This window comes from Roseibium sp., assembly GCF_965216085.1.
Lineage (GTDB): Bacteria > Pseudomonadota > Alphaproteobacteria > Rhizobiales > Stappiaceae > Roseibium.
In genome coordinates, this window is the sequence record NZ_OZ244138.1 from 5,384,807 (window position 1) to 5,409,616 (window position 24,810).

Here is a 24,810-nt window from a genome sequence, read left to right on the forward strand (position 1 = left end):
TCGGAAATCGCCTTATTCGGAAATCAGCTTGAGCGCATCACGCACCGGGAGAATGTGGCACCCCTTACCAATTGCGCTAGAAACCAATTCACGAAGAACTGCTGTACTACACCCATATGGTGACGGATTATCCTGGACGTCGTGAGAAAAGAAAATCAGCCACCCTTTTGAGCTGACAACACGATCTATCCAGGGATTCAGATGGATTTTGATATCGCGATTCGCATGGATTTCGACGGCCTTCAGCATCATCGGATCGATCAAATCTGTATTCACATTTTCACCCGCCGCCCTGCATGTCGCAAAGTGTCGGCGAAGAAGAGACCGGGAGCCGGGCCATGCAGCATTGTAGGGATAAGCGAAATTCACCTCCTTTGAGGTTACTCCAACGTCCTTTAAAAATTTCCGATTTGCGTTCAACTCACCTTCAAGCTCACGTTTACCGAGCCGCCTGAGTTTTTGATGAGAAAAGGTATGACAGCCAAGTTCATGCCCCCGTTTGACCAGTTCTTTGCAGTTTTCTGCGGAGGCCATCTTTAGACCGTCGTGCATTCCACCCGCTTTGCTTCCAGATACATAAAAGGTTCCGCGTACACCGGCCTCCTCTAGAACACCTGCACCATTTGTGGCGGCGGTTTCGGGAAAATCGTCGAAAGTAAAACTCACGACAGGGAACGGAAGTCGCATGCGGAGATTGGGTTTGGCAAACTTCCAGATTAATCGATTGCCGATCGCATCTGTTTTGGCTGAAAGCCAGTCGCGGTATTTAGAATGTATTGGTATTGCAGTGCTTTGTTGCATGAATGAAATCTCTACTAAAACACGCGCAACCGTCAGTCAGCATTCGCTTGTTGAATTTACGCTTTCTGAACTACTCACCATATGGGCGTTGGCTTGGAAATACAGGCCGAACATGGCGACCATACACATGAACCATGATGGGTTTCCACCTTCAAAGAAAAATGTTTCGAGGCCCGCTGTAAACATAGTAAATAGCCAAATCCGCAAATATAGGCGGGTTAGCGGTGTACTTTTTTGGCTATCTGGTATTTTGGAGTAACTGTGAAGCGGCCAGATTAAGATCCATAATACAGCAAAAACCAATCCGACCAGGCCAGTAGCCAATGTAATGTCAATGAAGGAGTTGTGTCCATTTGCGGCTGCGACTGCCCATGTCTCCAGGTCCCCGCCACCAAAAACTAAGTCGTCTTTTTGCCAAAAAGCGCGCAGTCCTTGCCCAGTGATTGGGCTCTCAACAATCTTATCGATAGCAAAACGCCAAATGTCTGCCCGATTGGTAAAAGTCGCATCGATCCCCATGCTCACAACTAATTCTCTAACGGGCCTAATGACCGCTGCCCCGATAACTAAAAAGTTAAATGCTGCTACACCGAACAAAATAATTGGCGTTCGGCTGAAGCGGATTTTTTCAAAAATACAAGCAATAAGCAGAGAAAATGGCAGCAACATGCTTGCTGTTTTCCCTCCAGTATTAAAAAGAAATACTGCTGACATCAGAAATAGTAATAGTCCAAAAGTTTTCGACCACACTCTTGATACAAACAACGCAAAAAAGCATGCAAATGTCATAGCTGTCGCGGCAGTGTTTTTATGAGGGAAATGTCCCCGCCAAAACCCTGCGTTCATGGGTTCGAGAAGTTCAGAAGCCTGATGAATTGAAAGTGTCGGGATGAAAATGATCCCAAAATACGACACGAATAATACAATAAAAATTCCAACGCCTAACCATTTCGCAAATTGTAACTCCGACTGAGGAAGTAACAAAAAAACTGCTGCATTCATCATCATTAGCGTCGATAGAATAACTCCTTTTATCCCATCTATAGGGTACTCTGATATTAATGATGTAAAGAAAAACCATCCCGTAAAAATTGTGATCAACACTCGAGGCTGAACCAACAAACTACGAAGCGGATGTGTCACGCCAAACAGGATCATTAATCCCGACAGAGTAAGCGCTATTAATTGATTGAGCTTATTTGAATTATTCTCTGCAATCTCCGTCGGAAGGTCACCCGTCAGATCGACGAATGGGTTTATCGAAATCCACATGAACAAAAATAGGGCCCAGAACAAAAGCGTTCTGAACACCGTGTTTTCCAAAAACACAGGATTTGCGGAGTTCACGTCTGCATTCCCGGAAACCATGGATTAAGGGTTCCTAATTAGGGCACCACAGTCAAATTGACGGTCTCTGGCGTAAAAACCGCCACCCTCCATACATGGCTGCGACAGTCACACCCACAGCGGTTCCGACCATAGCTCCGAAAATCAATAGCAGTACGGTCCTTGGCGGCCAACTCCTAGACTTTGGAGGATACGCAGACGAGATCACTCGAATGTTTGTAGTGTCAACCTGCTGCTGTTCAGTGATTTGCTGAACACGTGCCAAATAAGCTTCGTAGACACTGGCTTTAGCCTCGGCATCTCGCTCCAATTCACGCAAACCAACACTGGCGTCTTTCTGGGAATAGACACGTGTCCGCTCTGAGGACAACTCCTTGCGTAATTCTTCTACTGTGGCCTGAGATTGGCTCATCTCAGAACGTGCAGCGTCGACAAGGCGCCTGGCTTCGCTATCGATCGCCCGTTGAATTGTCCGTCGTTGAGCGTTCAAAATAGTCAACTGTGGATGCTTAGGACCAAGTTCTTGGGAACTCGAGCTGAGCTCCAGGTCGATCGTGTTGGCTTCCGCCCTGAGATTTATCAGTTCCTCAGACTGGAAAACGGAGGACTGGATTACGGATCCGTTGTTTTGTGCCGCAACCATTGCTTCATATAAAGACTTCGCCCTAAGGAACACGGCTTGAGCTTCAACAAGTTGATTGTTCAGTTCTGCAACTCGCTGCGCTTCGACACCTTCTTCTCGGCTCGAAGCCAAGCCATTTTGACGTAGATAGGAAGATACGCGCTCCTCTGCATCCGAAACGTTTTTGCGAAGTTCATCAAGCCGATCTGCAATCGCTGTAGCAACTTTCCCTGCGCTAGCGGACGCTGTGTTGAATTGCTCGACTTGAAACATCTCCACTGTTGCGTTGGCAATCTCGACCGCTTTGTTTGGATCTTCGCTCCAAACAGCAAGGGTAACGACAAAGGAACGCGCAGCGCGATCCACTTCAACGCGCTCGCTCAGCGCTCTCAGCGCAACCAGTTCCTTATCACCTTCTCCCCGACCTGAACTCGACAAAAAGGAAAGCCAAGAGGGTTTCCCAACAAACTCGACGTCACTCGTCAGATTAAGTTTGCGAATGACCGCAAGTAATACATTCCGCGAGACAAGGACCCGCATTTTGCTTTCAACTTCAAGAAGCTGTGCATCCCCTATCGGATTCGCGGGTATAAGATCATCCCGAATGACCTGCAAATTTATCGGAGCGATCAAAATATCCGTATAGACGGTATATCGCGGCGGGGTAGCCAATGCGAATGTGAGAGCCGCAAGAATTCCAAGAACGGCGAATAGGATAACGATCCATTTGCCGGACCATACCCACCAAAAAACATCGCTGGCTCGAATTTCTCCCATACGTTGAATACTGCGGGAAAAAAAATCAGAGCTTATGCTTTGAGTGCGAACAGCAGTGGCGCCGGGTTGCTGCTGACTCCGATCACGCAATCCGTTGGCAGACTTATTGCTGCGCGAACCGCTGCGGTCTTCTCTATACCTGCCTACAATGTAAGACCGTTTTGACTGATTTCCTCTTGAGTGCCGACTAGAGCCTCTATCAGCTTTCTCATCCGCGACCTTATCAGCCAGCGAATACAGCCGCTCAACGCCGCTTACGTTTTCGTTCTCCCGGAATGAACCTTCCGAGTGCGTGCTTGCCCGTGTGTATTTTCTTTTGACAGAGGTCCGTTCCTGCCGGTTGATCATCCACGGGTCATCGAAAGACTCGTACTCAACATCGGCTGCGAAATCGTCCTCTACTTCGTCATGGAATTCGTGTTTTCGGCTTGAGAACCAGCGACGCTTATTGGCGGACTCGGTCTTGGCCTTTTTCCCGGCGGTTGACGAACGCCTGTCATCTTTCGGCCTATACATTTATGATTTTTACCTCAACCACTGTCCCGAGAGCTAATGACGGCGCTTGGCTCAGACTTTTTCATAATAAGGTTAATTGCAGGCAAAGACCGATCTCTATAAGCCAAAGTCACCTTACCTCAAGCGATGCGCTGAGCCCTGAAAAGCTTCCAGCAATACTAAGATTTTTGGCGCTTCCGCTCGTTTGATTCATATATAGTAATCAATTCATGAAGCAGAAGCAGATCAACAGGGTTGGAGGGTCAACAGTTTAGCCGCAATCAAATCATTGCACGAATTGGTCTGGCTGTGTCTCGGCGCCTTTTAAAGTCCGAGATATTGCGGATTTGCCCCCGGATACACTGGCAACTCTAGTGCTAAAGGGCCCGCAATTTGGTGTTTATTCTATAGTTTTCTTGCGTTTTTCTCGACATTTCGATCTTATTTCAAAAGGGAGACTCAAATACAACACCTATGGATACCGCTTCAATAGTCGGTGGTGAGCTGACTCCAGGTCTCAGATGCTAAACCACCAAAAACCACGTCACCTTTTTGAATAGCGTCTAAAACAGCCTCATTTTGAGTTGAAACACAAAAATAGCTGTTGGCCTTGAAAAACAAACGTGTCTGCTCGGTTAGAGCCATAAATGCGCGCTGCTCCATAACACCAATTGCTGTGCAAAAGCCTTTCTGATCGTATAAGTCGAAAAACGCACGATATACCCTTTGCAGTTCCGCATCAGGCGCGAAAAGATGCATGAGCCGAACGGTCCTCTGAGCTTTCTCATAGACCATGAAAGCTCCGATAGTCGTCCCGTTTTCAGACGACACCAAATACGTTTTCAATTTCCCGAGAGTGTGGTTCCGGCTGGCCATCAAATAGAGCCATTCAAATTCCTGTTTCGACCATTCAGGCCGCAATCGAACACTTTTTATCAGTGCCAATGCAGTTGCTCTAAATTGATCGCTCGAGCAAATCTCTATTTTCGTTGTCGACTTCGGCCTGAAAGACTCTGCGACACTGAAGCTTGGGAACCAACGGCGAATCAGAACATCCAATGGGCGGGATAAGAAGCAGAGCGTTGAAACAAGTGAAGCCGGAAGCCGCTTCTGCCAGCGCAGAATAAATGCTGATATTGGTCGATATGGCCGCTCCCAGACAAGGCTCTGCTGTGGCAAGACTTTTGCACCGCCCGCTCGCCCGTGACCAGCGCTACGAGGCGACGCATTGTCAGAAAAACAGAATTCTGCGGGATCTTGAGGACGAGCGGATGTCGAAACGCTGGCTGCAGCGCGAATACTGCCCTTGCCGGACGCCATAAAGGCACAGAGCATCCGCCCTCTAATTTGCTCGCCATCGATCAGATAGCCGACCGGAATTCCCAGAACCGCGCTGGTAATGTTTCCACTTTCATCAGAGAACACAACCCCGCCTTGAGACGTTGATGAAATCGGATTGCCAAATGAAAGGTCTTTAAAATATTCGATCAAGTCCTGGTCAACTTTCTGCCCTGGGGCGCCGAAAACCTTTACGAACAGCTCCGCGACTTGCGGGATGTCTTCGATGACAAGTTGGCGCGTTCCAATGCTCTTGTTTACACCTTGCTTGAGGCCTCCTTCAGCGAGTTCGTTGGTAGTCATTTGCAACGCTTCGACCGATTGCTTTCCATAGGCAGCAGATCTGGCACCCTCAAGGTTCTGTTTGGCTTTCATGTTACCTCAGGGCTCCTCGCACGCGACAACTTCATCACATAAAAATAGAGCCCCCACGCAACCAGCGCCGTCAGGATTTCAACATTATAGTAGGCAACAATGGTTCCTGTTGGGGGGTAAAACCAAGTCCCCAAGGCAATGAATATAGCACCAAAAATACTTCCGCCGCCCAAGATCCAGGCTCGGTACTTCTGATTACCAGAAGCCCCTAATGCTTCAATTGCAACAACCCAAACAGCCATTGGGATGATTACCCAACACAAAACTCGCGTGAAATCGACGAGAGAAGTATACCCTTTTCCGAAAATGACTGGGAGAAGCGGCGCAAGCAGAAACACCACTAGAGCGGCGGAAAAAGCGATTGCTATCGTTATCCAGAAAACTTTCTGCACTCTTCCCCAAGCGTAGTGAAGGCCATTAACCGCGACCTTGGCAGTACCCGGATAGACAAGCCGGTTTAATGCATCGATTGACAGATAGCTGCTTTCGACAATCCGGCGCGCAACACTGTAGCTGGCGACAATTTCAGCTGTAGAAACAATGTTAAGCACCATAACATCAACGTTTTGACGCGTAGCCCGTAAGATGAAAGGAATGCTGAAGTAAAGACCTTGTCTGACTTCCTCAGGCACGATGCTGAACTCCGGCCGGCCATAGGGCCTAATGGCATATATTGCGCCGAGGGCAACAAAGACATGCGCGGCAAACTGCCAGAAGATGAAACTGGCAACGGTCGTAACACCAAAAACGATACAAGCCATCACTGCAGCGATTGTACGAGCGATGGCAAACGACAGAACGGTTGCATTCGCTCCTGCGAATTTCTCATGTGCAATGAATATTTGCTCAACGAGTACAATGACACGAACCAAAAAAATGTTTGTTGTCATCATCAAGGTGATGAGAAAGAAATTTGCGATTGGGTCATCGGACACCTTGAAGTAATGCGGCAAAACCAGACTTCCAATGACGATAATCGCGAAGGCACTTGGAAGGGTTAGCAGAATGTTGTGACCCAACAGCTTTGGGTACATCGATGGATCTTGGGCGGTTCGCCGCAAAAGACTTTCCATAGCCCCCAGACCACAGAGGTGTACCGCGATGTTGGCAACCGCCATCAAGGTGACGAAGAGACTAAACTGGTCAACGCCAAACCACCTGGCCAGGATTGCGAACGTGAGTAGCTGTGCGCCAGCGCTCAACACGAGGCTTCCACCGGAGGCGACATAGGTTCTCGCCATCTTGAAGGACGCCAGTTGCTGAAAGCGCATTTTCATAGGTGCAATACTCATCAAAAAAGATTCACTAAGGTGATATTCAATGATTGATCAACCGGTATTGGCTGATGAATATCCCAATAGCGTTGACGATCAATTTACAGAAAACTGCCTAGGGGCCTGACCACATAACGAACACAAACCAACGGAGCGTTTACTCTGTAAAGGTGCGTGGTTTAGAACATCGATAGCTGGACATCTAAAGCGGCCGAAATAAAACCATCACTGCGGCAATAGCCGCTCCAATTTCATTCCTAAGGCGACTTCTCACATGTCAGGATCTGACGCTTCACCCATCACACAACCGTTTCTGGGGATCGAAATTCAGCTTGCAGGTAGCGTACTGGTCCCGCGCGCAGAAACTGAATTGCTTGGCGAAACCGCTATCCGCCTTGTTAAAGAATTGGATGGCCCCTTAGAGGTCATCGACATGTGCTGCGGTTCCGGCAATCTGGCACTTGCCATTGCGCACCATCTGCCAAATGCAAAGGTGCAGGCCTGTGATTTGACCGAAGACTGTATCGCAACCACTGAGGAAAACGCACGTCTGCTTGGGCTACATGATCGCGTCTCAACGCTCAGGGGTGATCTGTTTTCTGCTTTGCCTCACGCTGGTTCCGGCGAAGAGGCGGATTTGATTGTTTGCAATCCGCCATATATCTCTTCGGGTCGTCTGGAAAATGAGAGCGCTCATCTTCTGGAAAACGAACCGCGGGCAGCATTTGACGGTGGGCCATACGGCATATCCATACTCCAGCGCCTAGTTCGCGACGCCGCGGCCCATCTCAAAGAAGGAGGATGGCTCGCCTTTGAATTTGGAGAAGGTCAGCACAAGCAAGCACTGCATCTTCTCAAAAGAGCCAAATGCTATGCCGATATTCAGCTCATTGACAACAATGATGGTGTTCCAAGAGTTGCTATTGCCCGCAAAGGGCACGGTCAATGAGTAACATCAGAACCGCAGTCACAAGTGACGCGGATGCTGTTACCCGGCTGTTTTGTGATGTCTTTCGAAACGGTTCCTCAGCCGATGGGGATCAACTGCGTGCCTATCTGGAAAGGTTATATCTTCATCCGGAAAACAATGGCGGTGTTGGGTCTCTCGTGCATGAAACAACTTCGGGCGACATTTCGGGTTTTTTAGGCGGATATGCCGCGCCGATGATATACGAAAACAACCCTTTACTTGCGGCTATCTGCGGATCCTTCATGGTTAAAGATCCAAAGGCCGAACCGTTGACCGCGCCCCGGTTGATGAAGGCCTTTCTAAACGGGCCACAAGACCTTTCGCTGAGTGAAACAGCGAGCGAAGTGTCGCATACAATGTGGACCAAACTGGGCGGAATTACCCTTCCAGATTATAGCTGGACCTGGCACCGCTCATTACGTCCTGCAGATTTTTTGCTAACGACATTGGCCGCGAGATCTCCAATGCTCAGGCACGCTCAATCGATCTTCAAGCCAATCACCAGACTAGTTGACCGGTCCGTCTTAAAACGCAAGAAAGACGACGGGAAAAGCTGGCTGGCTTTCGGGAAAGGCGAAAACCGGTCTTTCACAAGTGTTGAGTCGATCAGCCAGGAAGAGTTCGTTGAACTCTTCGAAAAATGTACTCACGTTTTCTCGCCGCGGCCCGCATTCGAAAAATCTCAGCTGTTGGATATTTTGGAAGACGCTGGCCAAAAGGCCGAACTTGGCCCAATGACCCTTGGCAAAGTTTGTGGCAAAGGAGATCGGTCATTAGGCGCAATCGTCTGCCACAGCGGCCAGGATGGCATATTGAGAATTCTGCAAATGCTTGCCATTCCAAAGGCGGAAGCACAGGTTCTAGATGCGGTTTTAACCTACGCCAATGAGCTTGGCGCAGTTTCTGTTTCTGGCAGGGTTCAACCAAACTTCCTACCGGAGATGTTGGGCCGCCGGATTTTCCTTTCTAACCACAACGCAACAGTCGTTCACTCACGCAATTCTGATATTGTTAATGCTTTCAAACAGGGCAACGGCTTTGCAAATGGACTGGTTGGCGAGTACTGGAATAGGCTCAATGGAGATATCTAAAGAGTAATGGTCTAGTTAAGCTAGCTGCTACATACATTATCTTGAATAGACTAACAGATGCCTTCTTCTCCGAATTTTAAGAATGGACGGTACCCTGCTTCCCTGATTGTCCTCGTTTATTATGGGCTCTGTTTGCAGTGAGACGCGTTGCGGACTGAGGTGGGCATTTGTGTAGCGAAAGCCACCTGCCCCTGGCCGAATCGAAACCTGCGTGACACTAGCTTTTATTTTGACGGCCCTCACAGCTTTCTGATCAAATGAACAAACTTGCGGTAACAAAATCCTGAAGCCTTAATATACCTTACATGATTCACATCACTTGAAATTTTCCCAGAATTAACAAAGGCTATTACTCCAAGTAACACAGTCGTGAAATTCTATTCATCATCCCGAAAGATGAATGTGATGTAAAATACATTTTCCAATTAAATATTCGAACATCTTCTCTTCAAACAAATATTGATCGACGAGTTTAATCACTCGGCTTTTTGCTATAGGAGATGTTGTTATGCCTATTGACTGGTCGGATAAATGGCTTGGGCTTCTTGGCGGTGGCGGAAGCCTGTTTGCCGGAATCCATGGCAGGGGCTGCTATCAAATCAATCTTTGGAACCAGTCTCACGGTGATGTACCGATCCGCGCTTTGATCATCAGTTCTAGATGGGGCCTTGGCGCAAATATCGATTACGGTCACGTTGTTTGCCTGCTCACCGGTGTACGAAGCCGGGATGATTTTCAAACCCTGACATCGTCCGGCGTCGATTGGGGCGTCAGCCTGCCGGTCGGCAAAGTAGATACGATATCGACAACCGGCAACGTTCTTTTGCGCTGCGCCCGTTCGGCAACATCTGTCGGCGCGCGAAGTATGGCCCGCTGGGCCAAGAGCGAGACTTCAAAACGCGCATCCCAGTACATCATGAACGATCTGGAGTTGGACGCCGGCCTGCGAGCGTTCTACTTGTTGCCAACGCCGCTTGCGACTGGTCTCGGCATCTGGGGCGGCTATGACACCCAGACAATGTACAGCGTCGGGACTAATCTTGCTTGGCAGTACTGCCAGCCAGAATGGTTTATCGACAGCGACACCCGCGGCGCCGTGCTGCGGTTCCGGGGGATTCCAGAAGATGACGGCTCAGTGATTTTCGCCTTTATTCGAGAAGAAGGCTGGACAGATTGGGCTAATTGGGTATTCCAAAACGTAAACGGTTCCTTGACTCGCCGGTGCGGCATTGAGGGCCGGGTTTACAACGGTCAGCTCTATGAGCCGGGCGCCGGGCCGGATGGACAGGACGGTATTCCGTTAAGAAACCTTGTGCCTGTGCGTCGGCAATGGCGGGGACTAGTGATGTCCGGCGACATCGACAGTGATATAACCACAAATGGGACCGTAACAATTTCGCCAAGCTTGTACCGCTCACGGAACGGCTCGCCGGACACGCATTGGACTGCCGATGGAACAACTCGTGTCAACACGGGACCAAATGGTCAAATCATGTCCGGGATGGCGACAGACTGGCAGGAATGAGCGCTATGACGCATCTTGAGAGCACTGACTGGCTCCCCCGACGCTATTCCGGTTCTCTCAAGAGCAAGACCATATCGGCAAAAGCAGGCTCCGCTGTCCGAGAGGCGCCCGAATAGAATAGTCCAGAATCTGCGGCTCAATCCCGTTAATCCGCGATCACTTCCTGGCGTTGGGATCCAAGGCCATCGATGCCGAGTTCAACGACATCTCCGGCTTTCAGATAACGGGGCGGTTTCATGCCCATGCCGACACCCGGAGGCGTCCCGGTGGAGATAACATCTCCGGGATGGAGCGTCATAAACTGGCTCAGATAGGAGATGAGGTGCTTGACGGAATAGACCATGGTCCGCGTTGAGCCGTCCTGAACCATTTCGCCGTTCACCGACAGCCAGAGTTTCAAATCCTGAGGATCGGCAACTTCATCGCGTGTGACCAGCCATGGGCCGAGCGGGCCAAAACTGTCACAGGATTTCCCCTTGGTCCATTGACCGGCACGCTCGGCTTGATAGGCGCGCTCGGACACATCATTGGCGACAGCATACCCAGCAATGTGAGCCAACGCGTCGTCTTCAGTGACGTATTTAGCCGTTTTACCGATGACTACTGCCAGCTCAACTTCCCAATCGGTTTTCTCGCTGCCACGCGGCAGCAAGGTCGGATCGTTGGGGCCGCAGATGGCGCTGGTGGCCTTCATGAAGATGATCGGCTCCCGTGGCACATCCATGCCCGCTTCTTCTGCGTGATCCGCATAGTTGAGGCCAATGCAAATGAACTTGCCAGTCCCGGCAACAGCCGGTCCAAGGCGGGTGCCTGGAGTGACCTCCGGCAGGTTTTGCGTGTCGATGCCGCGCAATGCGGACAGGCCAACATCCGACAGAACCGCGCCGCTGATATCCGGCACGATGCCAGTCAGATCCCGGATCTTGCCATCACCGTCCAGAAGACCTGGTTTTTCAGCGCCTGGCGCTCCATGCCGCAGCAGTTTCATGTCTTGGTCCCCCAGTCGGCCAGCATCACTTGCACTGGCAATGTGATCGCATGTTCGAAGCCGAACGGAAACCACAGTTATTGAAAAAATTACGGAGAAATCGCCAAGACTACTCAGAATAAAAAAGGCTCCGGTAAATCCCGGAGCCTCCAGCCGATAGTTTCAGGATCTGTTATGCGCCCGGGACTTTCATCGCTGAGAAATCAATCATGATGTTTTCACGATAGGCCGGGCGCAGGCACAGATTGTCGTAATAGGCCTTCAGTCCAGGCAGATCCGCCCGGTCGAAATCGAGTTCAAAATAGCGGTAGAGCAGGCCACCGATTTGGAAATCGACCAGATTCAACTCCTCACCACCAAAATATGGGCCTTTGACATTCGCTTCAAAGATCGCCATAGCCTGCTTCAAGGCGGCTTCCGCCTGGGCAACGGCAGCATTGTTGCGGTCTTCGACCGTCACCCGGATTTTCTGCAGGAAAATTGTCGGGATCAAGGGAACATATATGTGCTGGCGGGACATGTCCGCCCATCGCTCGATTTGGGCCGCTGCCATCGGATCGGCAGGATGATTGCCGAACTTACGCATCAAATAACGAAGAATCGTGGCAGCTTCCGCAATCGACTGGCCATCCTCTTCAAGAACGGGAACCAGTCCCAGCGGGTTCATCGCGCGGAACTCCGGTGTATCGGTCCCGCCAAAAGGCCCGCCAACATCCAGGCGCTCATAGTCAACACCCAGTTCTTCCAGACACCAGATGACTGGCTGCACATTGGCGGAGGTGATGCGTCCATGAATTTTGATCATTGAGAAAGGCTCCCGAATTCTGGCAAGGAAAAATCAGTCGCCGGGATAATGGCGTTTCAAGTCCGATCCGCCAATATCCCAGAATTCGGATTGCTGCACAATTCGTCCGATCAACCTGTTGGCGGAGGATAAAAGCTTCTCCTCCGCCAACAGGACGGCGGCTAAAGCCTTACCGCTTTGGAATAATGTTGTGCTCTGGACCGAAAGGAAAGCCGGTGATGTTCTCCGCTCCTTCGTCCCCAACGATCAGGATGTCATGTTCGCGATAGCCACCTGCACCCGGTGTGCCTTCCGGGATCATGATCATCGGCTCCATGGAGACGACCATGCCTGGCTCCAGAACCGTTTCAACGTCTTCACGCAGTTCTACCGAGGCTTCCCGTCCATAATAGTGGCTGAGCACGCCAAAGGAGTGGCCATAACCGAAGCTCCGGTATTGTAGCAGGTCGTGACTGCGGTAGATGTCGTTGAGCTCTGCTGCGATCTCTGAGCATTTAGCGCCGGGCTTGATCAGCTTCAAGCCTTCTCTGTGGACATGACAGTTGACCTCCCAAAGGCGCAAATGTTCATCCGACGCATGTTCACAAAACAGGGTGCGTTCAAGGGCAGTGTAATAACCGAAGATCATCGGGAAACAGTTGAGGCTGAGGATTTCACCGGCTTCGACCACCTTGTTGGTGACCGGATTGTGCGCCCCATCGGTGTTGATGCCGGACTGGAACCAGGTCCAAGTGTCCATCAGTTCAACAAATGGGAAGGACTTGGCGATTTCCCGGATCATTGCATTGGTGGAGGCGATCGCCACTTCATGTTCTGTTACGCCTGCCTGCACCGCATCCACCAAGGCTGCGCCGCCCAAATCACCAATACGCGTGCTTTCTCGGATGAGTTTGTGTTCTTCCGCGCTTTTGATTGTTCGCTGCGCCATAGAATCGGCCGCAACATCAACGAGCTCAACGCCCGGCAATGCGGCTTCGAGAAGTTTGAGGAGATCCAGGGAGACGTGGTCGAACTCGATGCCAATGCGCCGGACATTGGCGTTCGGCAGGCCGAGCAACTGCTGGATGGCGTAGAAATAGTTGTCCCGGCGCCAGTCGGTGTAGATCAGCGTATCGCCATGGGTGCGGCGCCAAGGCTGTCCGCCGTCGATCCCGGCAGCAATGGTGGTTGCCTTGTCCTGGGTGACGAGAAAACCGTATTTCCGGCCGAAATAGCAATACAGGAAGCCGGAGTAGTAACAAATGTTGTGATAGGAGGTGAACAGGCAAGCGTCGATATCACGATCGGCCATCAGCTTTCTAAGCTTTGCCTGGCGGCTGTCCATCTCCGCAGGCGAGAACGGCGAAAAAGCTTTTTCGCCATTGTTCATTTCATAAATGCGGATCATGTCGTCGCTCATGGCGGTCTCCTTTTGTGCGCCAGTTTCTCAATTGAGCCTGGAAACAAAAAAAGCGGGCCGGCTTCTTGTCAGAAGCCGGCCCGCCAGGCCCAATATTCAATTGTCGTGCTGCCGGAACGGTGATCCGTCCACCCGGTGACTGGCGTTCCGCCACCGGTCTTTAAGAAACAGCTGAACTGATCCATACCTTATGTTTCTTACAAAGGCACGCTCAATTCCGTCATTCTTTGAGCAATTCCGGACGAATTGCTCCATAAGATTAGCCCGGTGACAGACCTCTCAAACGTTCCGACCGTCGCCGCAGCAGTTCAAGAACTGTCAATAGCGCGATCGAGATGGCCACCATAAGGGAGGCAACGGCCAAAATGGTTGGCGAGATCTGTTCGCGCAAGCCGGTGAACATCTGCCATGGCAAGGTCTTTTGACCAGCTGAGCCGAGGAAGAGCACCACGACGACCTCATCGAACGAGGTGATGAAAGCAAATAGAGCGCCGGACACAACACCTGGAACGATCAGCGGCATCTGCACCTTGAAGAAGGTGGTCACCGGATTTGCGCCCATGGAAGCCGCTGCCCGGACGAGGCTGCGGTCAAAGCCGACCAGCGTTGCCGTCACCGTAATGATGACAAACGGTGTACCAAGAGCCGCATGGGCCAGAACCACACCCCAGTACGTGCCCTGAAGGCCGATGCGGGAGTAGAAGAAGTACATGCCGGCCGCAGAAATGATCAGCGGAACGATCATCGGCGAGATAAGAACCGCCATGATCGCCGGCTTGTAGGGCACATGGCTTTGTGACAGGCCGATCGCTGCCAGTGTGCCGAAGCCTGTCGCCAGGATGGTCGCCACCGGTGCAATCAGCACCGAGTTTGTCAGCGCCTGCTGCCAGTCCGGATTGGTGAAGAAGTCATTGTAGTGTTTGAAGGAATACCCGTCAGGGCTGAGCGCCAGCATTTCCTTTGTAAATGTGAAGAAATCCTGGGCGTTGAAGCTCAAGGGCAAGATCACCAGGATCGGAAAGATCAGAAAAAAGAAGATCAGTCCGCAGATGATCCGGAAGGTATAGAACCACGTCCGTTGCAGGGGGGACGCATAGGGAGGAAGTGCACTCATATCGTCCTATCCCAGTTTAACGTTGTCGATGCCGACGATGCGATCGTAGACGACGAAGAGAACAAGAACCGCAACGAGCAGCAAGGTTCCAAGCGCGGCCGCCAATCCCCAGTTCAACGACGAGGAGATGTGGTACGCGATCCGGTTGGAAATAAAGATGCCCGAGGTACCGCCCACCAATTCCGGCGTGATGTAGTAGCCAATCGACAGGATGAAGACGAGAACAGCCCCCGCGCCGATACCTGGCACAGACTGCGGGAAGTAAACCCGCCAGAAGGCGATCCAGTCATTGGCACCAAGGCTCTTAGCCGCCCGCACATAGGTCGGTGAGATGGTTTTCATCACCGAGAACAGCGGCAGGATCATAAACGGCAGCAGTATGTGCGTCATCGCGATGATCGTACCGGTCTGGTTGTTGATCATCACCAGCCGGTTAGCATCGCCGACGATCCCGATCCAGACAAGGAAATCATTAATCACCCCCTGTTGCTGGAGCAGCACCTTCCAGGCAGAGGTCCGCACAAGCAGTGATGTCCAGAAGGGTAGAAGCACCAGGATCATCAAGAGGTTGGATGTTCTTAGCGGCAAAGATGCCAACAGGAAGGCAATCGGATATCCGAGCAGAAGACACGATATCGTAATCATGATGGACAGAAACAGCGTCCGCCCAAACAGGAACATGTAAATGCGTTCATCCGCCGGTTTAAGCTCTATGCCCTCAGCGGTGCGGTGCGCATCAACGGAATTCAGAAAATAGCCATCGGTGTACCGTGGCGAAAACTGCTTCAAGACCTGCCAGGTTTCCACCTGACCCCATTTTTTGTCTGCCTTGACGAACTGCTCCATGAACGGACCAGCTTCATCCATCCGTTTGATCCGGCGGCCGGTTTTACGGAACAAGCTGGAGATACCGCTCTGTTCATAGTTCAGACGGGATCCTAAACGGGTATGGGTCTTTTCTTCAACGGCAACAACCATGTCGCCATAAAGCGCGGCAAAGACAGCTTCATCGGGCACGTTGCCGCTTTCAGGATCCCAATCCTGCAAGGCAATCACGGTCCGCGGCAGCGTGTCCGCCATGATGCCGTTTTCCACTGAGCGGAACAGCATGTCGGCGATTGGCGCGACGAAGGTGATAAGAACAAAAATCAGCAAAGGCGCAATCAGTGCAAGGGACCGCATCTTTTCGCGGCGCAACGCAGTCGCGAGCGCGGCCTTTAGCGGTTTGCCGTCTTGCGTTGTGAGAACTTCACCGGCAGTGGTATCGCTCATGAAACATGTCTTCCGAACTCGAAGGTAAGTTCCAGGCAGAAGACCCGCCTGGAACAAGGGCTAACCAATATTACTGGGCAAGCCACGCCTGGAATTTCGCGTCGATGTCGTCGCGATAATCCGCCCACCACTCATAGTTATAGAGGAAGGTGTTTTTGGCGTTGTTCGGGTCTGTCGGCATGTGCGGAGCCATGTCGATGCCGAGGGATGCGTGCTTACCGACGAGCGGAGCAGAGGACTTACGTGCCGGGCCGTAGGAGATGTACTTGGCCTGGTCAGCAAGACGCTGCGTGTCGGTTGCGAACTTCACATAGTCCTTAACAGCGGCAAGGCGCTCATCGGACAGACCGGCCGGGATGATCCAACCATCAAGGTCGAACACCTGAGCGTCCCAGAGCATTTTAACCGGCTGCTTCTGCTCTTCGATCAGAGCAAACAAACGGCCGTTGTAGGTAGAACCGATCACGACTTCTTTGTCAGCCAAAAGCTGCGGAGTTTCCGCACCAGCAGACCACCAGATGACGTCGTCTTTGATGGTGCCGAGTTTGGCAAGCGCGCGGTCCAGACCTTCTTCAGTTTCCAGAACGCTGTAGACGTCTTCTTTCGGCACGCCGTCACACAAGAGTGCCCACTCAACGTTGTTGATCGGACGCTTTTCCAGGGACCGCTTGCCCGGGAAAGTGGCTGTGTCGAAGATCGCACAAATATCGCTAGGCTCTTTACCGCCCCACTCTGCTACGTCAGACCGGTAGCCGAAGGTGGTGGAGTAAACGATCTGCGGAATGAAGCACTCGGAGACAAGCAGGTCGCCGAAGTCGTCAGCAGCAGATGTTCCATCCGGTGCAGCGGCCAGATCAGTTGCCGGGTCGATTTCCAGAGCCAGGCCTTCGTCACAAAGACGGATAGCATCAGACGCTACAACGTCAACCAGGTCCCAGGTGATGTTGCCGGCTTCGTTCATGGCGCGCAGCTTGGCGACAGCTTCAGCGGACGATTCATCATTGATGATGTTCACGTCCGGATTCTTTTCCATGTACGGCTTGTGATACGCATTATTCTGCGATGCAGAATATGCGCCACCCCAAGATACGATCGTCATATCTGCCGCAAGTGCCGCAGTGCCGGCAAAGGCCATAGCGGTACCGGCAAGAACCAAAGTCTTGAGCTTCATTTTGAATAGCTCCCTCTTTTAGGAATTAACGGATTTATCTCCGTTGATTTCGCTGACGGCCGAAGTCCGGCCGCCTTGCGACTTTAGACAACAGCGTCGAGCGCTTTACAGTCATTCAACGCCCAGCCCACAGGGACTGTGTCGCCGACATGCAGCTTGCGCTTCTCTCCGCGGTTGCGAACTTTTACGATGAACTCATCATTTCCAGCGACGTTCATGCGAACGCGAATATGATCGCCGAGGTAGATCAGTTCTTCGATCCGGCCATTGACCAGGTTGTCCATTTCGTCGTGGGTATCGAACTCCACGCGTTCTGGACGCAAAGACAAGGTGGTTTTGTCACCGACAGCTGAAACGTTGACCTTGTCGGCCTTCAGCTGTGTCCCATCATCCAGCTCGACCAGGCACTCCTCGCCCTGGATTTCTTTTACCTTGCCGTTTAGCTTGTTGTTTTCACCGATAAACTGGGCGACGAAAGAATTCTGCGGATCTTCGTAAAGATCATCTGGCGTCGACAATTGTTGAATAACGCCATCGTTAAAGACCGCGACCCGGTCCGACATAGTCAGGGCTTCAGTCTGATCGTGGGTCACATAAACGACAGTCACGCCCAGATTTTCGTGGATGTGTTTGATCTCATACTGCATCTGCTCGCGCAGCTGCTTGTCGAGTGCGCCGAGCGGCTCATCCATCAGAACCAGCTCCGGATCGAACACCAGCGCACGGGCCACTGCGACACGTTGCTGCTGACCACCAGACAACTGGGCTGGACGGCGGTTGCCGAATGTGCCGAGCTCGACCATGTCCAAAGCCCGCTGCACTTTTTCCTGCTGCTCAGCCTTGCCTACATTCCGCACTTGAAGCGGGAACGCCAGGTTTTCAGCCACCGTCATATGCGGAAACAGCGCATAGTTCTGGAACACCATGCCAATGCCCCGCTTGTGCGGCGGAACATTGTTGATCGGGCGATCATTCAGGTAAATCTCACCATGTGTGGCAGGCTCAAAGCCCGCCAGCATCATCAAGCAGGTGGTTTTGCCGGAACCGGACGGACCGAGCATGGTCAAAAATTCGCCCGGTGGAATATCCAGATTGAGATTCTTTACGACAAGGCTTTCGCCGTCATAGCTTTTTTGAACGCTGTCATACTTAACAGCAGCGCCCCGAGTATCCGCCATTGTGTCCCCAAATCTGGTTTGTTCGTTTTTATATCCACTTTGACAATATCCATCCCACAAGCCCCCTCACCGGATGTTATCGTTTCAGCAGTTCGCGTAGAAAAACAAAATTCCTATCCCTTTGAAAGGGGTCGAGGAAAAAAAATGGATATTTTTTAATCACATGCCGATTTAATATTTTGCAGTGCGGCATACTGAGGGAAAGAATACTGGTCAATTTGTTCCTGATCGAAAAATATATTCGCCCCTGCATTAGGCCCTTTTAATCCCTGAACTGGCCTCACTTAGCGGCAAGATGTGATGTTTTTCTCGGATAAGTTGCTGCGCGTGATTTCAGCCCCCAGCCATCCCGCAACGCAAAACACTCTTCGGCGCCGCAAACAGAGCTTGTACCGTATTAGCGAACTGCAAATCCACAAAACGCGCCGACCGGCGATAAAACACTCGTTCCGGATACCCCAGCCGATCCTTTTTTACGTGCCCGGCCCCAAAAGATGATCCGAGCCTAGAATACATGACGGCATCTTGATTGGGGTTAGCGGCGTGGCAGGTGGTTTGTGCAAACGCCTTGAGTACCTCTTCCTCAAAGACCGAGCCAATGCCTCTAAGACAATCAGGTAGAGCGGCGCTCTGTCCCCTGTGCAAGTCTTTGATGATCCGGTAAGTTCCGCTTCGATCTATGGGGACACATGTGGCACACACTGACGGACAGCAGCCGGATTATCTAACGACACGCGAGGTCGCCGACCTCCTGCGAGTCAAAGAGCGCAAAGTTTATGATCTTGCGGCTGCAGATGAAATCCCGCATCGGCGGATCACTGGAAAACTGTTGTTCCCCGCATCAGAAATCCGTGCCTGGATTGAAGGGTCCGGTTCACTGGTACCAGAGGATCGCCCGGCAGTTGTCACAGGATCCCACGACCCCCTGCTTGACTGGGCCATTCGGGATTCGGCCTGCGGCCTGGCCACCCTGTTCAACGGCAGCCGCGATGGCCTGGATTGTTTTGCCGAAAACGGCGCCGCCCTTTCCGGGCTACACATCCCGGAAGACGATGGCTGGAACAAAAAATCGGTTGCCGGGCTTGGCATAAGCAATTGTGTTCTAATCGGCTGGGCCGTGCGCAAACGCGGCCTGTTGTTGTCTGACGCAGCACAGGAATCTGTAAGCTCCATTGCGGATTTGAAGGGAAAACGTGTGGTCCGCCGCCAACCCGGTGCGGGTGCCGCCGCGCTCTTTGTAAAGCTTCTTCAAGATGCCGGGCTGGACGAAACCGATCCTCTACCATCCGGCGGTTATGCACATACAGAGGGCGAAGCGGCTGCGTCGGTTGCGAGCGGGGATGCGGACGCCGCCTTGGGCGTCGAGGCCATGGCGCGGCAATATAAACTCGGATTTGTGCCACTGATGGACGAAACGTTCGATCTGCTGATCGATAGAAAATCTTACTTCACCGATCCCGTGCAGCGCCTCTTGAGTTTTGCCCAGACAGAGCAGTTCCAAAGCAAGGCCGAGACTATGGGCGGTTATGATCTCAGCCCTCTCGGCCGCGTCCGCTGGCTCTCTCCGTAACGACTGAAACCCGGTACCCATGACAGATATCCGTCCACACGAAGTTTTTGTCCCCACAACACCACCAGACGATGCCCAATTGCGGTTTATCGGTAAGATCCACACACCGTGGAACGACCGCAAGGAGTGCCCGCGCCGCGGCGATCCGGATGAGGGACCTCTTTGCAAAATCGAGGTGTTTGAGCCTTGGGTGCCCGCACTCAAAGGCGTGGAAACCTTCGACAGCATGGAAGTGTTATACTGGCTGGATCAGGCACGGCGGGATCTGGTGATCCAAAATCCGGCGCATTCCGGCGACGTGCGCGGCACTTTTGCCCTGCGCTCGCCGAACCGGCCAAACCCGATCGCAACGTCAATGGTCAAACTGATTTCGGTTGAGGGTCCGATACTCACAGTCCGCGGCTTGGATTGCCTGAACGGGACATCCTTGGTCGATTTGAAACCCGACCGCTGCGCCTTTACCGACAAACCACGGTCCAACGGCTGATCTACGGACAAACACCTTTTTGGTGGCTTGACAGACGCTCCGTAAGATTGCCAATCCTTGGGCCACAATCAATTGGGAGGGTTCTTATGGGAACGGCACCGCAGGCTCCGGTCAGCACAGTGAATGACGTGGTTTCCGTCGAAAACCGGGGCGCTATTGCGCTGATTGCACTTAATAATCCGCCGGTGAATGCGGCATCTCATGCCCTGCGCCAGGGCATTCAGCAGGCCGTCGAAGCTCTCCAAAAAGATCCAGATGTCGAAGCTATCGGCCTCTATGGCGAGGGTCGAACTTTCATTGCCGGCGCAGATATTCGTGAGTTCGGCAAACCACCCCAGGACCCTTGGCTGCCGGACCTCTGCAACTTCCTGGAAAACTCGGAAACACCAATCGTCTGCGTCATCCACGGCACCGCGCTTGGCGGTGGGCTGGAAGTCGCGATGAGCTGCCATGCCCGCATTGCGCTGCCGGGAACCAAAGTTGGCCTTCCGGAAGTTACGCTTGGCATTTTGCCGGGCGCCGGCGGCACCCAGCGCGCACCGCGCCTTGCCGGTGTTGCGGCATCGCTTGACATGATCACCAGCGGCAAACCGATTTCAGCCGACAAAGCGCTTGAGATCGGGCTAATCGACAGAATTGAAGATGGATCGCCGCGCGACATTGCGCTCCAAGCCACTCAAGAGCTGGCGGCAGCCACCTTGATCCATTGCCGGACGGGAAATCTGGAAACAAACCCGGATCCGGAAGCCATTGCAGCCATTCGGCAAAAACTTCAGAAAACCCAGCCGCTGCTGTTTTCGCCGCACAAATGTGTCGATGCAGTCGAAGCCAGCACGCTGCCGCTTGCTGAAGGTTTGAAGAAGGAACGGAGTTTCTTCCAGGAATGTATGGAAAGCCCACAGCGGGCTGGCCTTATCCATGCATTTTTCGCCGAACGCGCCGTTGCGAAAATCCCCGAAGCCAAAGAGACACCGCGCGAGATTGGCAGTATCGGCGTAATTGGTGGCGGCACCATGGGCTCCGGAATTGCAACGGCCTGTTTGCTGGCCGGTTATGACGTCACTTTGACGGAACGCGATCAGGCCGGACTCGACCGCGGCCTGGCAACGATCACCAAGAACCTTGAGGGGGCGGTTAAACGTGGCAAGCTGGCCGCCGACAAAAAAGACCTGATCCTGTCTGGAAAACTGTCGTCGGCCGTAGACCTCAGCGCCCTATCCCAAGCAGACCTGATTATCGAGGCCGTCTTTGAAGAAATGGACGTGAAGCGCAGCATCTTCACCGAACTCGACAAAGTGGCGAAAGACGGTGCGGTGCTGGCGTCCAACACCTCCTATCTCGACATTGACGAGATCGCCTCCGTCACCAACCGGCCGCAAGATGTGATCGGGTTGCACTTCTTCTCACCGGCCCATGTCATGCGTCTCTTGGAGGTCGTCGCCGCCAACAAAACCGCTCCTGATGTGGTCGCGACCGGCTTTGCCTTGGCAAAGAAATTGAAGAAAGTTGCCGTCCGCGCAGGTGTTTGTGACGGTTTCATCGGCAACCGCATTCTGTCTTTCTACAAGAAGGCCGCGGATTACATGATGATGGACGGCGCTTCGCCGGAAGAAATCGACACGGCCATAACCGACTTCGGTTTCGCGATGGGGCCTTATCAGGTCTATGACCTTGCCGGGCTCGACATCAGCTGGGCGACCAACAAACGCCGCGCGGCGACCCGCCCCGCAATTGAACGCTACATTCCGATCCTCGACCGGATTTGCGAAGAGGGCTGGTTCGGCCGCAAAACCGGACGCGGTTTCTACATCTATGATGACGACGGCATCCGCCCGAATCCGGACGCGCTCAAGATCATCGATGAAGAACGGGCAAAAGCCGGTATCACGCCGAAGAAATTCACACCGGAGGAAATCGTCAGCCGGTTCATGACGGCAATGATTTCTGAAGCGATCCGGGTGCTGGAAGACGGCATCGCGCTGAGGCCAATCGACATCGATGCGGTCTATCTCTTTGGCTATGGCTTCCCGCGCTTCCGCGGCGGCCCGATGCACACAGCCGACCAGATTGGTGCGGCGGAACTGGTCAAACGGATCGAAAAATTCGCCCGCGAAGACGGGTATTATTGGCAGGTTCCAGGTCTTCTCCGTCACATGGCGGAAACCGGCGGAAGCTTTGCTGAAAAGAACGACGTCTGACGATTATTAGTCTGACAACTGCTTGAAGTGGCTGTCACCAATGAGGTTTGTCATCCCGGGCGCAGCGATAGCGGAGACCCGGGATCTACTCGCTCGCAGAGCCGCCGAAAGATACTCAAAAACTTCGGCCAGCAGAAACGAGAATGGATCCCGGATCAAGTCCGGGATGACAGTTTTGGACAGGCTGGTCGCAAAATCAAACCGCAGTCAGGCCGCCATCGACCGAGATGGCCTGACCGTGGACCGCTGTGTTGTCGGGGTCCGCAAGCCAGAGCACTGCCGAGATAACCTCTTCTGACCGAATGACCCGGCCCATGGGGCTGCGTTTTGTGAAAGCCGCATCAATCTCGCCGACCGGTCTGTTCTGGCTTTCCGCCATGGCTTCTGAAAAATTCTGATACATCGCGGTTTGTGCAAAAGACGGACACACCGCATTGATACGCACACCGGTTCGCCCGGTCTCATCTGCAGCAGATCGGGTCAGGCCGATGACCGCGTGTTTTGAGGCCGCATAGGCTGACAACATGCCAGCACCGACCAGGCCGCCCGCAGAGGCCATGTTGATGATGGCGCCCCGGCCTGCTTTCTGCATCACCGGGATCTGATACTTCATACCCAGAAACACGCCGCGCACATTGACCGCAAACATCCGGTCGAGATCTTCGACAGGCAGGCTGGTCAACGGTTTGAGATCATGACAAATCCCGGCGTTGTTGAAGGCAACATCGAGCGATCCGAACCGGTCCATGATCTGCCCGATGTGCGCTTTGATCTGCGTCTCATCACCGACGTCATAGGCTTCAATCCAGACATCCGCTCCGGTCTCCTGAAGCTCCGCCTTGATCCGCTCAAGACCCGCTTCGTCCCGGTCCGACAAAGCCAGCCGGGCGCCGGATTCAGCGAATTTCCGCGCAGCTTCTGCCCCGAACCCACCAGCGGCACCGGTGATCATCACTGTTTGACCGGAAAATCTCTGTTCAGCCATGTTGGATTGCCTCCAGGCCGCCCGCTGCAAACATTGGAACGGCCTTCCCCAATCTCAAGCCTTGTTCTGGATTGGAAGCATTGCCGTCGAGCGCGCGTTTTTTGACGCCCTGCAGAATGGCGCCCATACGGAAGAAACAGAATGCCAGATAGAAGCCAAAATCTGGAATGCCGGACAGCCTCATCCGGGCGCAGTAGGCTTCGACAAACTCTTGATCTTCCGGGATGCCCAGCGCTTTCCGGTCAACCCCGGCAAGACCGCGCCCCTCTTTGCCGGTCGGGCACTGCCACTGCATGATCAAAGCCGCCAAATCGGCAAAGGGATGGCCGATGGTCGAGAGTTCCCAATCCAGCACCGCAACACATTTGGAGCTGTTTTCGGCAAACAGCATGTTGTCGATCCGATAGTCGCCATGAACCAGGGTTCTGCGGCCGTCGTCCTCAGGAATGTTCTTATCCAGCCAGGCGATCAGCTCATCCATTTCCGGAATGGTCCCGGTTTCGCTCGCCCGGTACTGTTTGGTCCAGCGGTCGATCTGGCGGCGATAGTAGTTCCCCGCCGGGCCATAATCGGCCAAGCCAGCCGCCTCCAGATCCACCGAGTGAATTGCAGCAAGCACCCGGTTCATTTCGTCGTAGATTGCCGACCGGGTAGTAGTATCAACGTCCTGGATCCGGGGATCATCAAAGTTCCGCCCTTCGACCAGATCCATGATGTAAAAGGCCGAGCCAATCACATCATCGTCCTCACATAGAACATGCATCCGGGCGACCGGAACATCCGTTGCTGCGAGGGCCTTTTGAACCCGGAACTCCCGGTCAACGGCGTGGGCGGATTTCAAAAGCACACCCGGCGGCTTACGCCGCAAAACATAGGCACCTGAGGGCGCGGAGAGCCGGAACGTCGGGTTTGACTGCCCCCGGTTGAATTTTTCTGCCGTCAACGGCCCTTTGAACCCCGGCAGGTTTTGCTCCAGCCAGGATGCCAGTCCCTCAATATCCAGTGCCGCAGTGGTCATCAAACGAACC

20 protein-coding genes are annotated in these 24,810 nt (G+C 52.9%); 6 read left to right on the forward strand and 14 right to left on the reverse strand.

Annotation, left to right across the window (positions count from 1 at the left end):
- Positions 1–12 precede the first annotated feature (12 nt).
- The 5 genes from ACOOFE_RS25210 to ACOOFE_RS25230 all read right to left on the reverse strand — a co-directional run bounded on the left by ACOOFE_RS25210 (position 13) and on the right by ACOOFE_RS25230 (position 7,047).
- Positions 13–801, reverse strand: a complete 789-nt coding sequence (locus ACOOFE_RS25210; protein WP_420412571.1) for a polysaccharide deacetylase family protein — start codon at positions 799–801, stop codon at positions 13–15.
- Between the two features lie 36 nt (positions 802–837).
- Positions 838–2,148, reverse strand: a complete 1,311-nt coding sequence (locus ACOOFE_RS25215) for an O-antigen ligase family protein (RefSeq protein WP_420412572.1) — start codon at positions 2,146–2,148, stop codon at positions 838–840.
- A 52-nt stretch (positions 2,149–2,200) separates the two neighbouring features.
- Entirely contained in the window at positions 2,201–4,063 is a 1,863-nt protein-coding gene (locus ACOOFE_RS25220; protein WP_420412573.1) for a GumC family protein, read from the reverse strand.
- Between the two features lie 465 nt (positions 4,064–4,528).
- Positions 4,529–5,755: a hypothetical protein gene (locus ACOOFE_RS25225; protein WP_420412574.1), complete on the reverse strand. Its 1,227-nt coding sequence runs from the start codon at positions 5,753–5,755 to the stop codon at positions 4,529–4,531.
- The gene (locus ACOOFE_RS25230) at positions 5,752–7,047 is read right to left on the reverse strand and encodes a lipopolysaccharide biosynthesis protein (RefSeq protein ID WP_420412575.1); all 1,296 of its coding nucleotides are present in this window, start codon (positions 7,045–7,047) and stop codon (positions 5,752–5,754) included. Before ACOOFE_RS25230 ends, ACOOFE_RS25225 begins: the two co-directional genes overlap by 4 nt.
- Before the next feature lie 256 nt (positions 7,048–7,303).
- On the opposite strand from ACOOFE_RS25230, the gene ACOOFE_RS25235 reads away from it, so the two are divergent.
- The 3 genes from ACOOFE_RS25235 to ACOOFE_RS25245 all read left to right on the forward strand — a co-directional run bounded on the left by ACOOFE_RS25235 (position 7,304) and on the right by ACOOFE_RS25245 (position 10,615).
- Positions 7,304–7,978 (forward strand): N5-glutamine methyltransferase family protein, encoded by a 675-nt coding sequence (locus tag ACOOFE_RS25235; RefSeq protein ID WP_420412576.1) that lies wholly within the window; start codon positions 7,304–7,306, stop codon positions 7,976–7,978.
- Entirely contained in the window at positions 7,975–9,090 is a 1,116-nt protein-coding gene (locus ACOOFE_RS25240) for a hypothetical protein (protein ID WP_420412577.1), read from the forward strand. Before ACOOFE_RS25235 ends, ACOOFE_RS25240 begins: the two co-directional genes overlap by 4 nt.
- 508 nt (positions 9,091–9,598) lie before the next feature.
- The gene (locus tag ACOOFE_RS25245) at positions 9,599–10,615 is read left to right on the forward strand and encodes a hypothetical protein (protein ID WP_420412578.1); all 1,017 of its coding nucleotides are present in this window, start codon (positions 9,599–9,601) and stop codon (positions 10,613–10,615) included.
- 145 nt (positions 10,616–10,760) lie between these two features.
- On the opposite strand, the gene ACOOFE_RS25250 is transcribed toward ACOOFE_RS25245, so the two are convergent.
- From ACOOFE_RS25250 to ACOOFE_RS25280, 7 genes are all read right to left on the reverse strand, one after another.
- Entirely contained in the window at positions 10,761–11,603 is an 843-nt protein-coding gene (locus ACOOFE_RS25250) for a fumarylacetoacetate hydrolase family protein (protein WP_420412579.1), read from the reverse strand.
- A gap of 172 nt (positions 11,604–11,775) precedes the next feature.
- Entirely contained in the window at positions 11,776–12,408 is a 633-nt protein-coding gene (locus ACOOFE_RS25255) for a glutathione S-transferase family protein (RefSeq protein WP_420412580.1), read from the reverse strand.
- A 169-nt stretch (positions 12,409–12,577) separates the two neighbouring features.
- Positions 12,578–13,807, reverse strand: a complete 1,230-nt coding sequence (locus ACOOFE_RS25260; protein ID WP_420412581.1) for a M24 family metallopeptidase — start codon at positions 13,805–13,807, stop codon at positions 12,578–12,580.
- A gap of 259 nt (positions 13,808–14,066) precedes the next feature.
- Complete coding sequence (locus ACOOFE_RS25265; protein WP_420412582.1) at positions 14,067–14,921, reverse strand: ABC transporter permease; 855 nt, start codon at positions 14,919–14,921, stop codon at positions 14,067–14,069.
- Between the two features lie 6 nt (positions 14,922–14,927).
- Complete coding sequence (locus ACOOFE_RS25270) at positions 14,928–16,193, reverse strand: ABC transporter permease subunit (RefSeq protein WP_420412583.1); 1,266 nt, start codon at positions 16,191–16,193, stop codon at positions 14,928–14,930.
- A 70-nt stretch (positions 16,194–16,263) separates the two neighbouring features.
- Entirely contained in the window at positions 16,264–17,364 is a 1,101-nt protein-coding gene (locus tag ACOOFE_RS25275) for an extracellular solute-binding protein (RefSeq protein ID WP_420412584.1), read from the reverse strand.
- A gap of 83 nt (positions 17,365–17,447) precedes the next feature.
- Positions 17,448–18,542, reverse strand: coding sequence for an ABC transporter ATP-binding protein (locus ACOOFE_RS25280; protein ID WP_141183976.1), 1,095 nt, complete (start codon positions 18,540–18,542; stop codon positions 17,448–17,450).
- A 691-nt stretch (positions 18,543–19,233) separates the two neighbouring features.
- Here ACOOFE_RS25280 and ACOOFE_RS25285 point away from each other — a divergent pair.
- The 3 genes from ACOOFE_RS25285 (at position 19,234) to ACOOFE_RS25295 (ending at position 22,797) form a co-directional block, all read left to right on the forward strand.
- Positions 19,234–20,112 (forward strand): substrate-binding domain-containing protein, encoded by an 879-nt coding sequence (locus ACOOFE_RS25285; protein WP_420412585.1) that lies wholly within the window; start codon positions 19,234–19,236, stop codon positions 20,110–20,112.
- A 19-nt stretch (positions 20,113–20,131) separates the two neighbouring features.
- Positions 20,132–20,599 carry a tRNA (N6-threonylcarbamoyladenosine(37)-N6)-methyltransferase TrmO gene (gene tsaA, locus ACOOFE_RS25290; protein WP_420412586.1) on the forward strand — a complete coding sequence of 156 codons (468 nt, stop codon included), beginning with the start codon at positions 20,132–20,134 and terminating at the stop codon, positions 20,597–20,599.
- A gap of 86 nt (positions 20,600–20,685) precedes the next feature.
- Positions 20,686–22,797, forward strand: coding sequence for a 3-hydroxyacyl-CoA dehydrogenase NAD-binding domain-containing protein (locus ACOOFE_RS25295; protein ID WP_420412587.1), 2,112 nt, complete (start codon positions 20,686–20,688; stop codon positions 22,795–22,797).
- Positions 22,798–22,993: 196 nt separating this feature from the next.
- On the opposite strand, the gene ACOOFE_RS25300 is transcribed toward ACOOFE_RS25295, so the two are convergent.
- Positions 22,994–23,782: an SDR family NAD(P)-dependent oxidoreductase gene (locus tag ACOOFE_RS25300; protein WP_420412588.1), complete on the reverse strand. Its 789-nt coding sequence runs from the start codon at positions 23,780–23,782 to the stop codon at positions 22,994–22,996.
- A complete protein-coding gene (locus tag ACOOFE_RS25305) occupies positions 23,775–24,800 on the reverse strand; it encodes a phosphotransferase family protein (protein WP_420412589.1) in 1,026 nt (341 codons plus the stop codon). Before ACOOFE_RS25305 ends, ACOOFE_RS25300 begins: the two co-directional genes overlap by 8 nt.
- Positions 24,801–24,810: the final 10 nt, after the last annotated feature.

Bases quoted from the DNA above. Each gene is read 5' to 3' on its own strand.
- ACOOFE_RS25210 (WP_420412571.1), bottom strand. From the start codon at position 801: ATGCAACAAAGCACTGCAATACCAATACATTCTAAATACCGCGACTGG.
- ACOOFE_RS25220 (WP_420412573.1), bottom strand. From the start codon at position 4,063: ATGTATAGGCCGAAAGATGACAGGCGTTCGTCAACCGCCGGGAAAAAG.
- ACOOFE_RS25225 (WP_420412574.1), bottom strand. From the start codon at position 5,755: ATGAAAGCCAAACAGAACCTTGAGGGTGCCAGATCTGCTGCCTATGGA.
- ACOOFE_RS25230 (WP_420412575.1), bottom strand. From the start codon at position 7,047: ATGAGTATTGCACCTATGAAAATGCGCTTTCAGCAACTGGCGTCCTTC.
- ACOOFE_RS25235 (WP_420412576.1), top strand. From the start codon at position 7,304: ATGTCAGGATCTGACGCTTCACCCATCACACAACCGTTTCTGGGGATC.
- ACOOFE_RS25240 (WP_420412577.1), top strand. From the start codon at position 7,975: ATGAGTAACATCAGAACCGCAGTCACAAGTGACGCGGATGCTGTTACC.
- ACOOFE_RS25245 (WP_420412578.1), top strand. From the start codon at position 9,599: ATGCCTATTGACTGGTCGGATAAATGGCTTGGGCTTCTTGGCGGTGGC.
- ACOOFE_RS25250 (WP_420412579.1), bottom strand. From the start codon at position 11,603: ATGAAACTGCTGCGGCATGGAGCGCCAGGCGCTGAAAAACCAGGTCTT.
- ACOOFE_RS25255 (WP_420412580.1), bottom strand. From the start codon at position 12,408: ATGATCAAAATTCATGGACGCATCACCTCCGCCAATGTGCAGCCAGTC.
- ACOOFE_RS25260 (WP_420412581.1), bottom strand. From the start codon at position 13,807: ATGAGCGACGACATGATCCGCATTTATGAAATGAACAATGGCGAAAAA.
- ACOOFE_RS25265 (WP_420412582.1), bottom strand. From the start codon at position 14,921: ATGAGTGCACTTCCTCCCTATGCGTCCCCCCTGCAACGGACGTGGTTC.
- ACOOFE_RS25270 (WP_420412583.1), bottom strand. From the start codon at position 16,193: ATGAGCGATACCACTGCCGGTGAAGTTCTCACAACGCAAGACGGCAAA.
- ACOOFE_RS25275 (WP_420412584.1), bottom strand. From the start codon at position 17,364: ATGAAGCTCAAGACTTTGGTTCTTGCCGGTACCGCTATGGCCTTTGCC.
- ACOOFE_RS25280 (WP_141183976.1), bottom strand. From the start codon at position 18,542: ATGGCGGATACTCGGGGCGCTGCTGTTAAGTATGACAGCGTTCAAAAA.
- tsaA (WP_420412586.1), top strand. From the start codon at position 20,132: ATGACAGATATCCGTCCACACGAAGTTTTTGTCCCCACAACACCACCA.
- ACOOFE_RS25295 (WP_420412587.1), top strand. From the start codon at position 20,686: ATGGGAACGGCACCGCAGGCTCCGGTCAGCACAGTGAATGACGTGGTT.
- ACOOFE_RS25300 (WP_420412588.1), bottom strand. From the start codon at position 23,782: ATGGCTGAACAGAGATTTTCCGGTCAAACAGTGATGATCACCGGTGCC.
- ACOOFE_RS25305 (WP_420412589.1), bottom strand. From the start codon at position 24,800: ATGACCACTGCGGCACTGGATATTGAGGGACTGGCATCCTGGCTGGAG.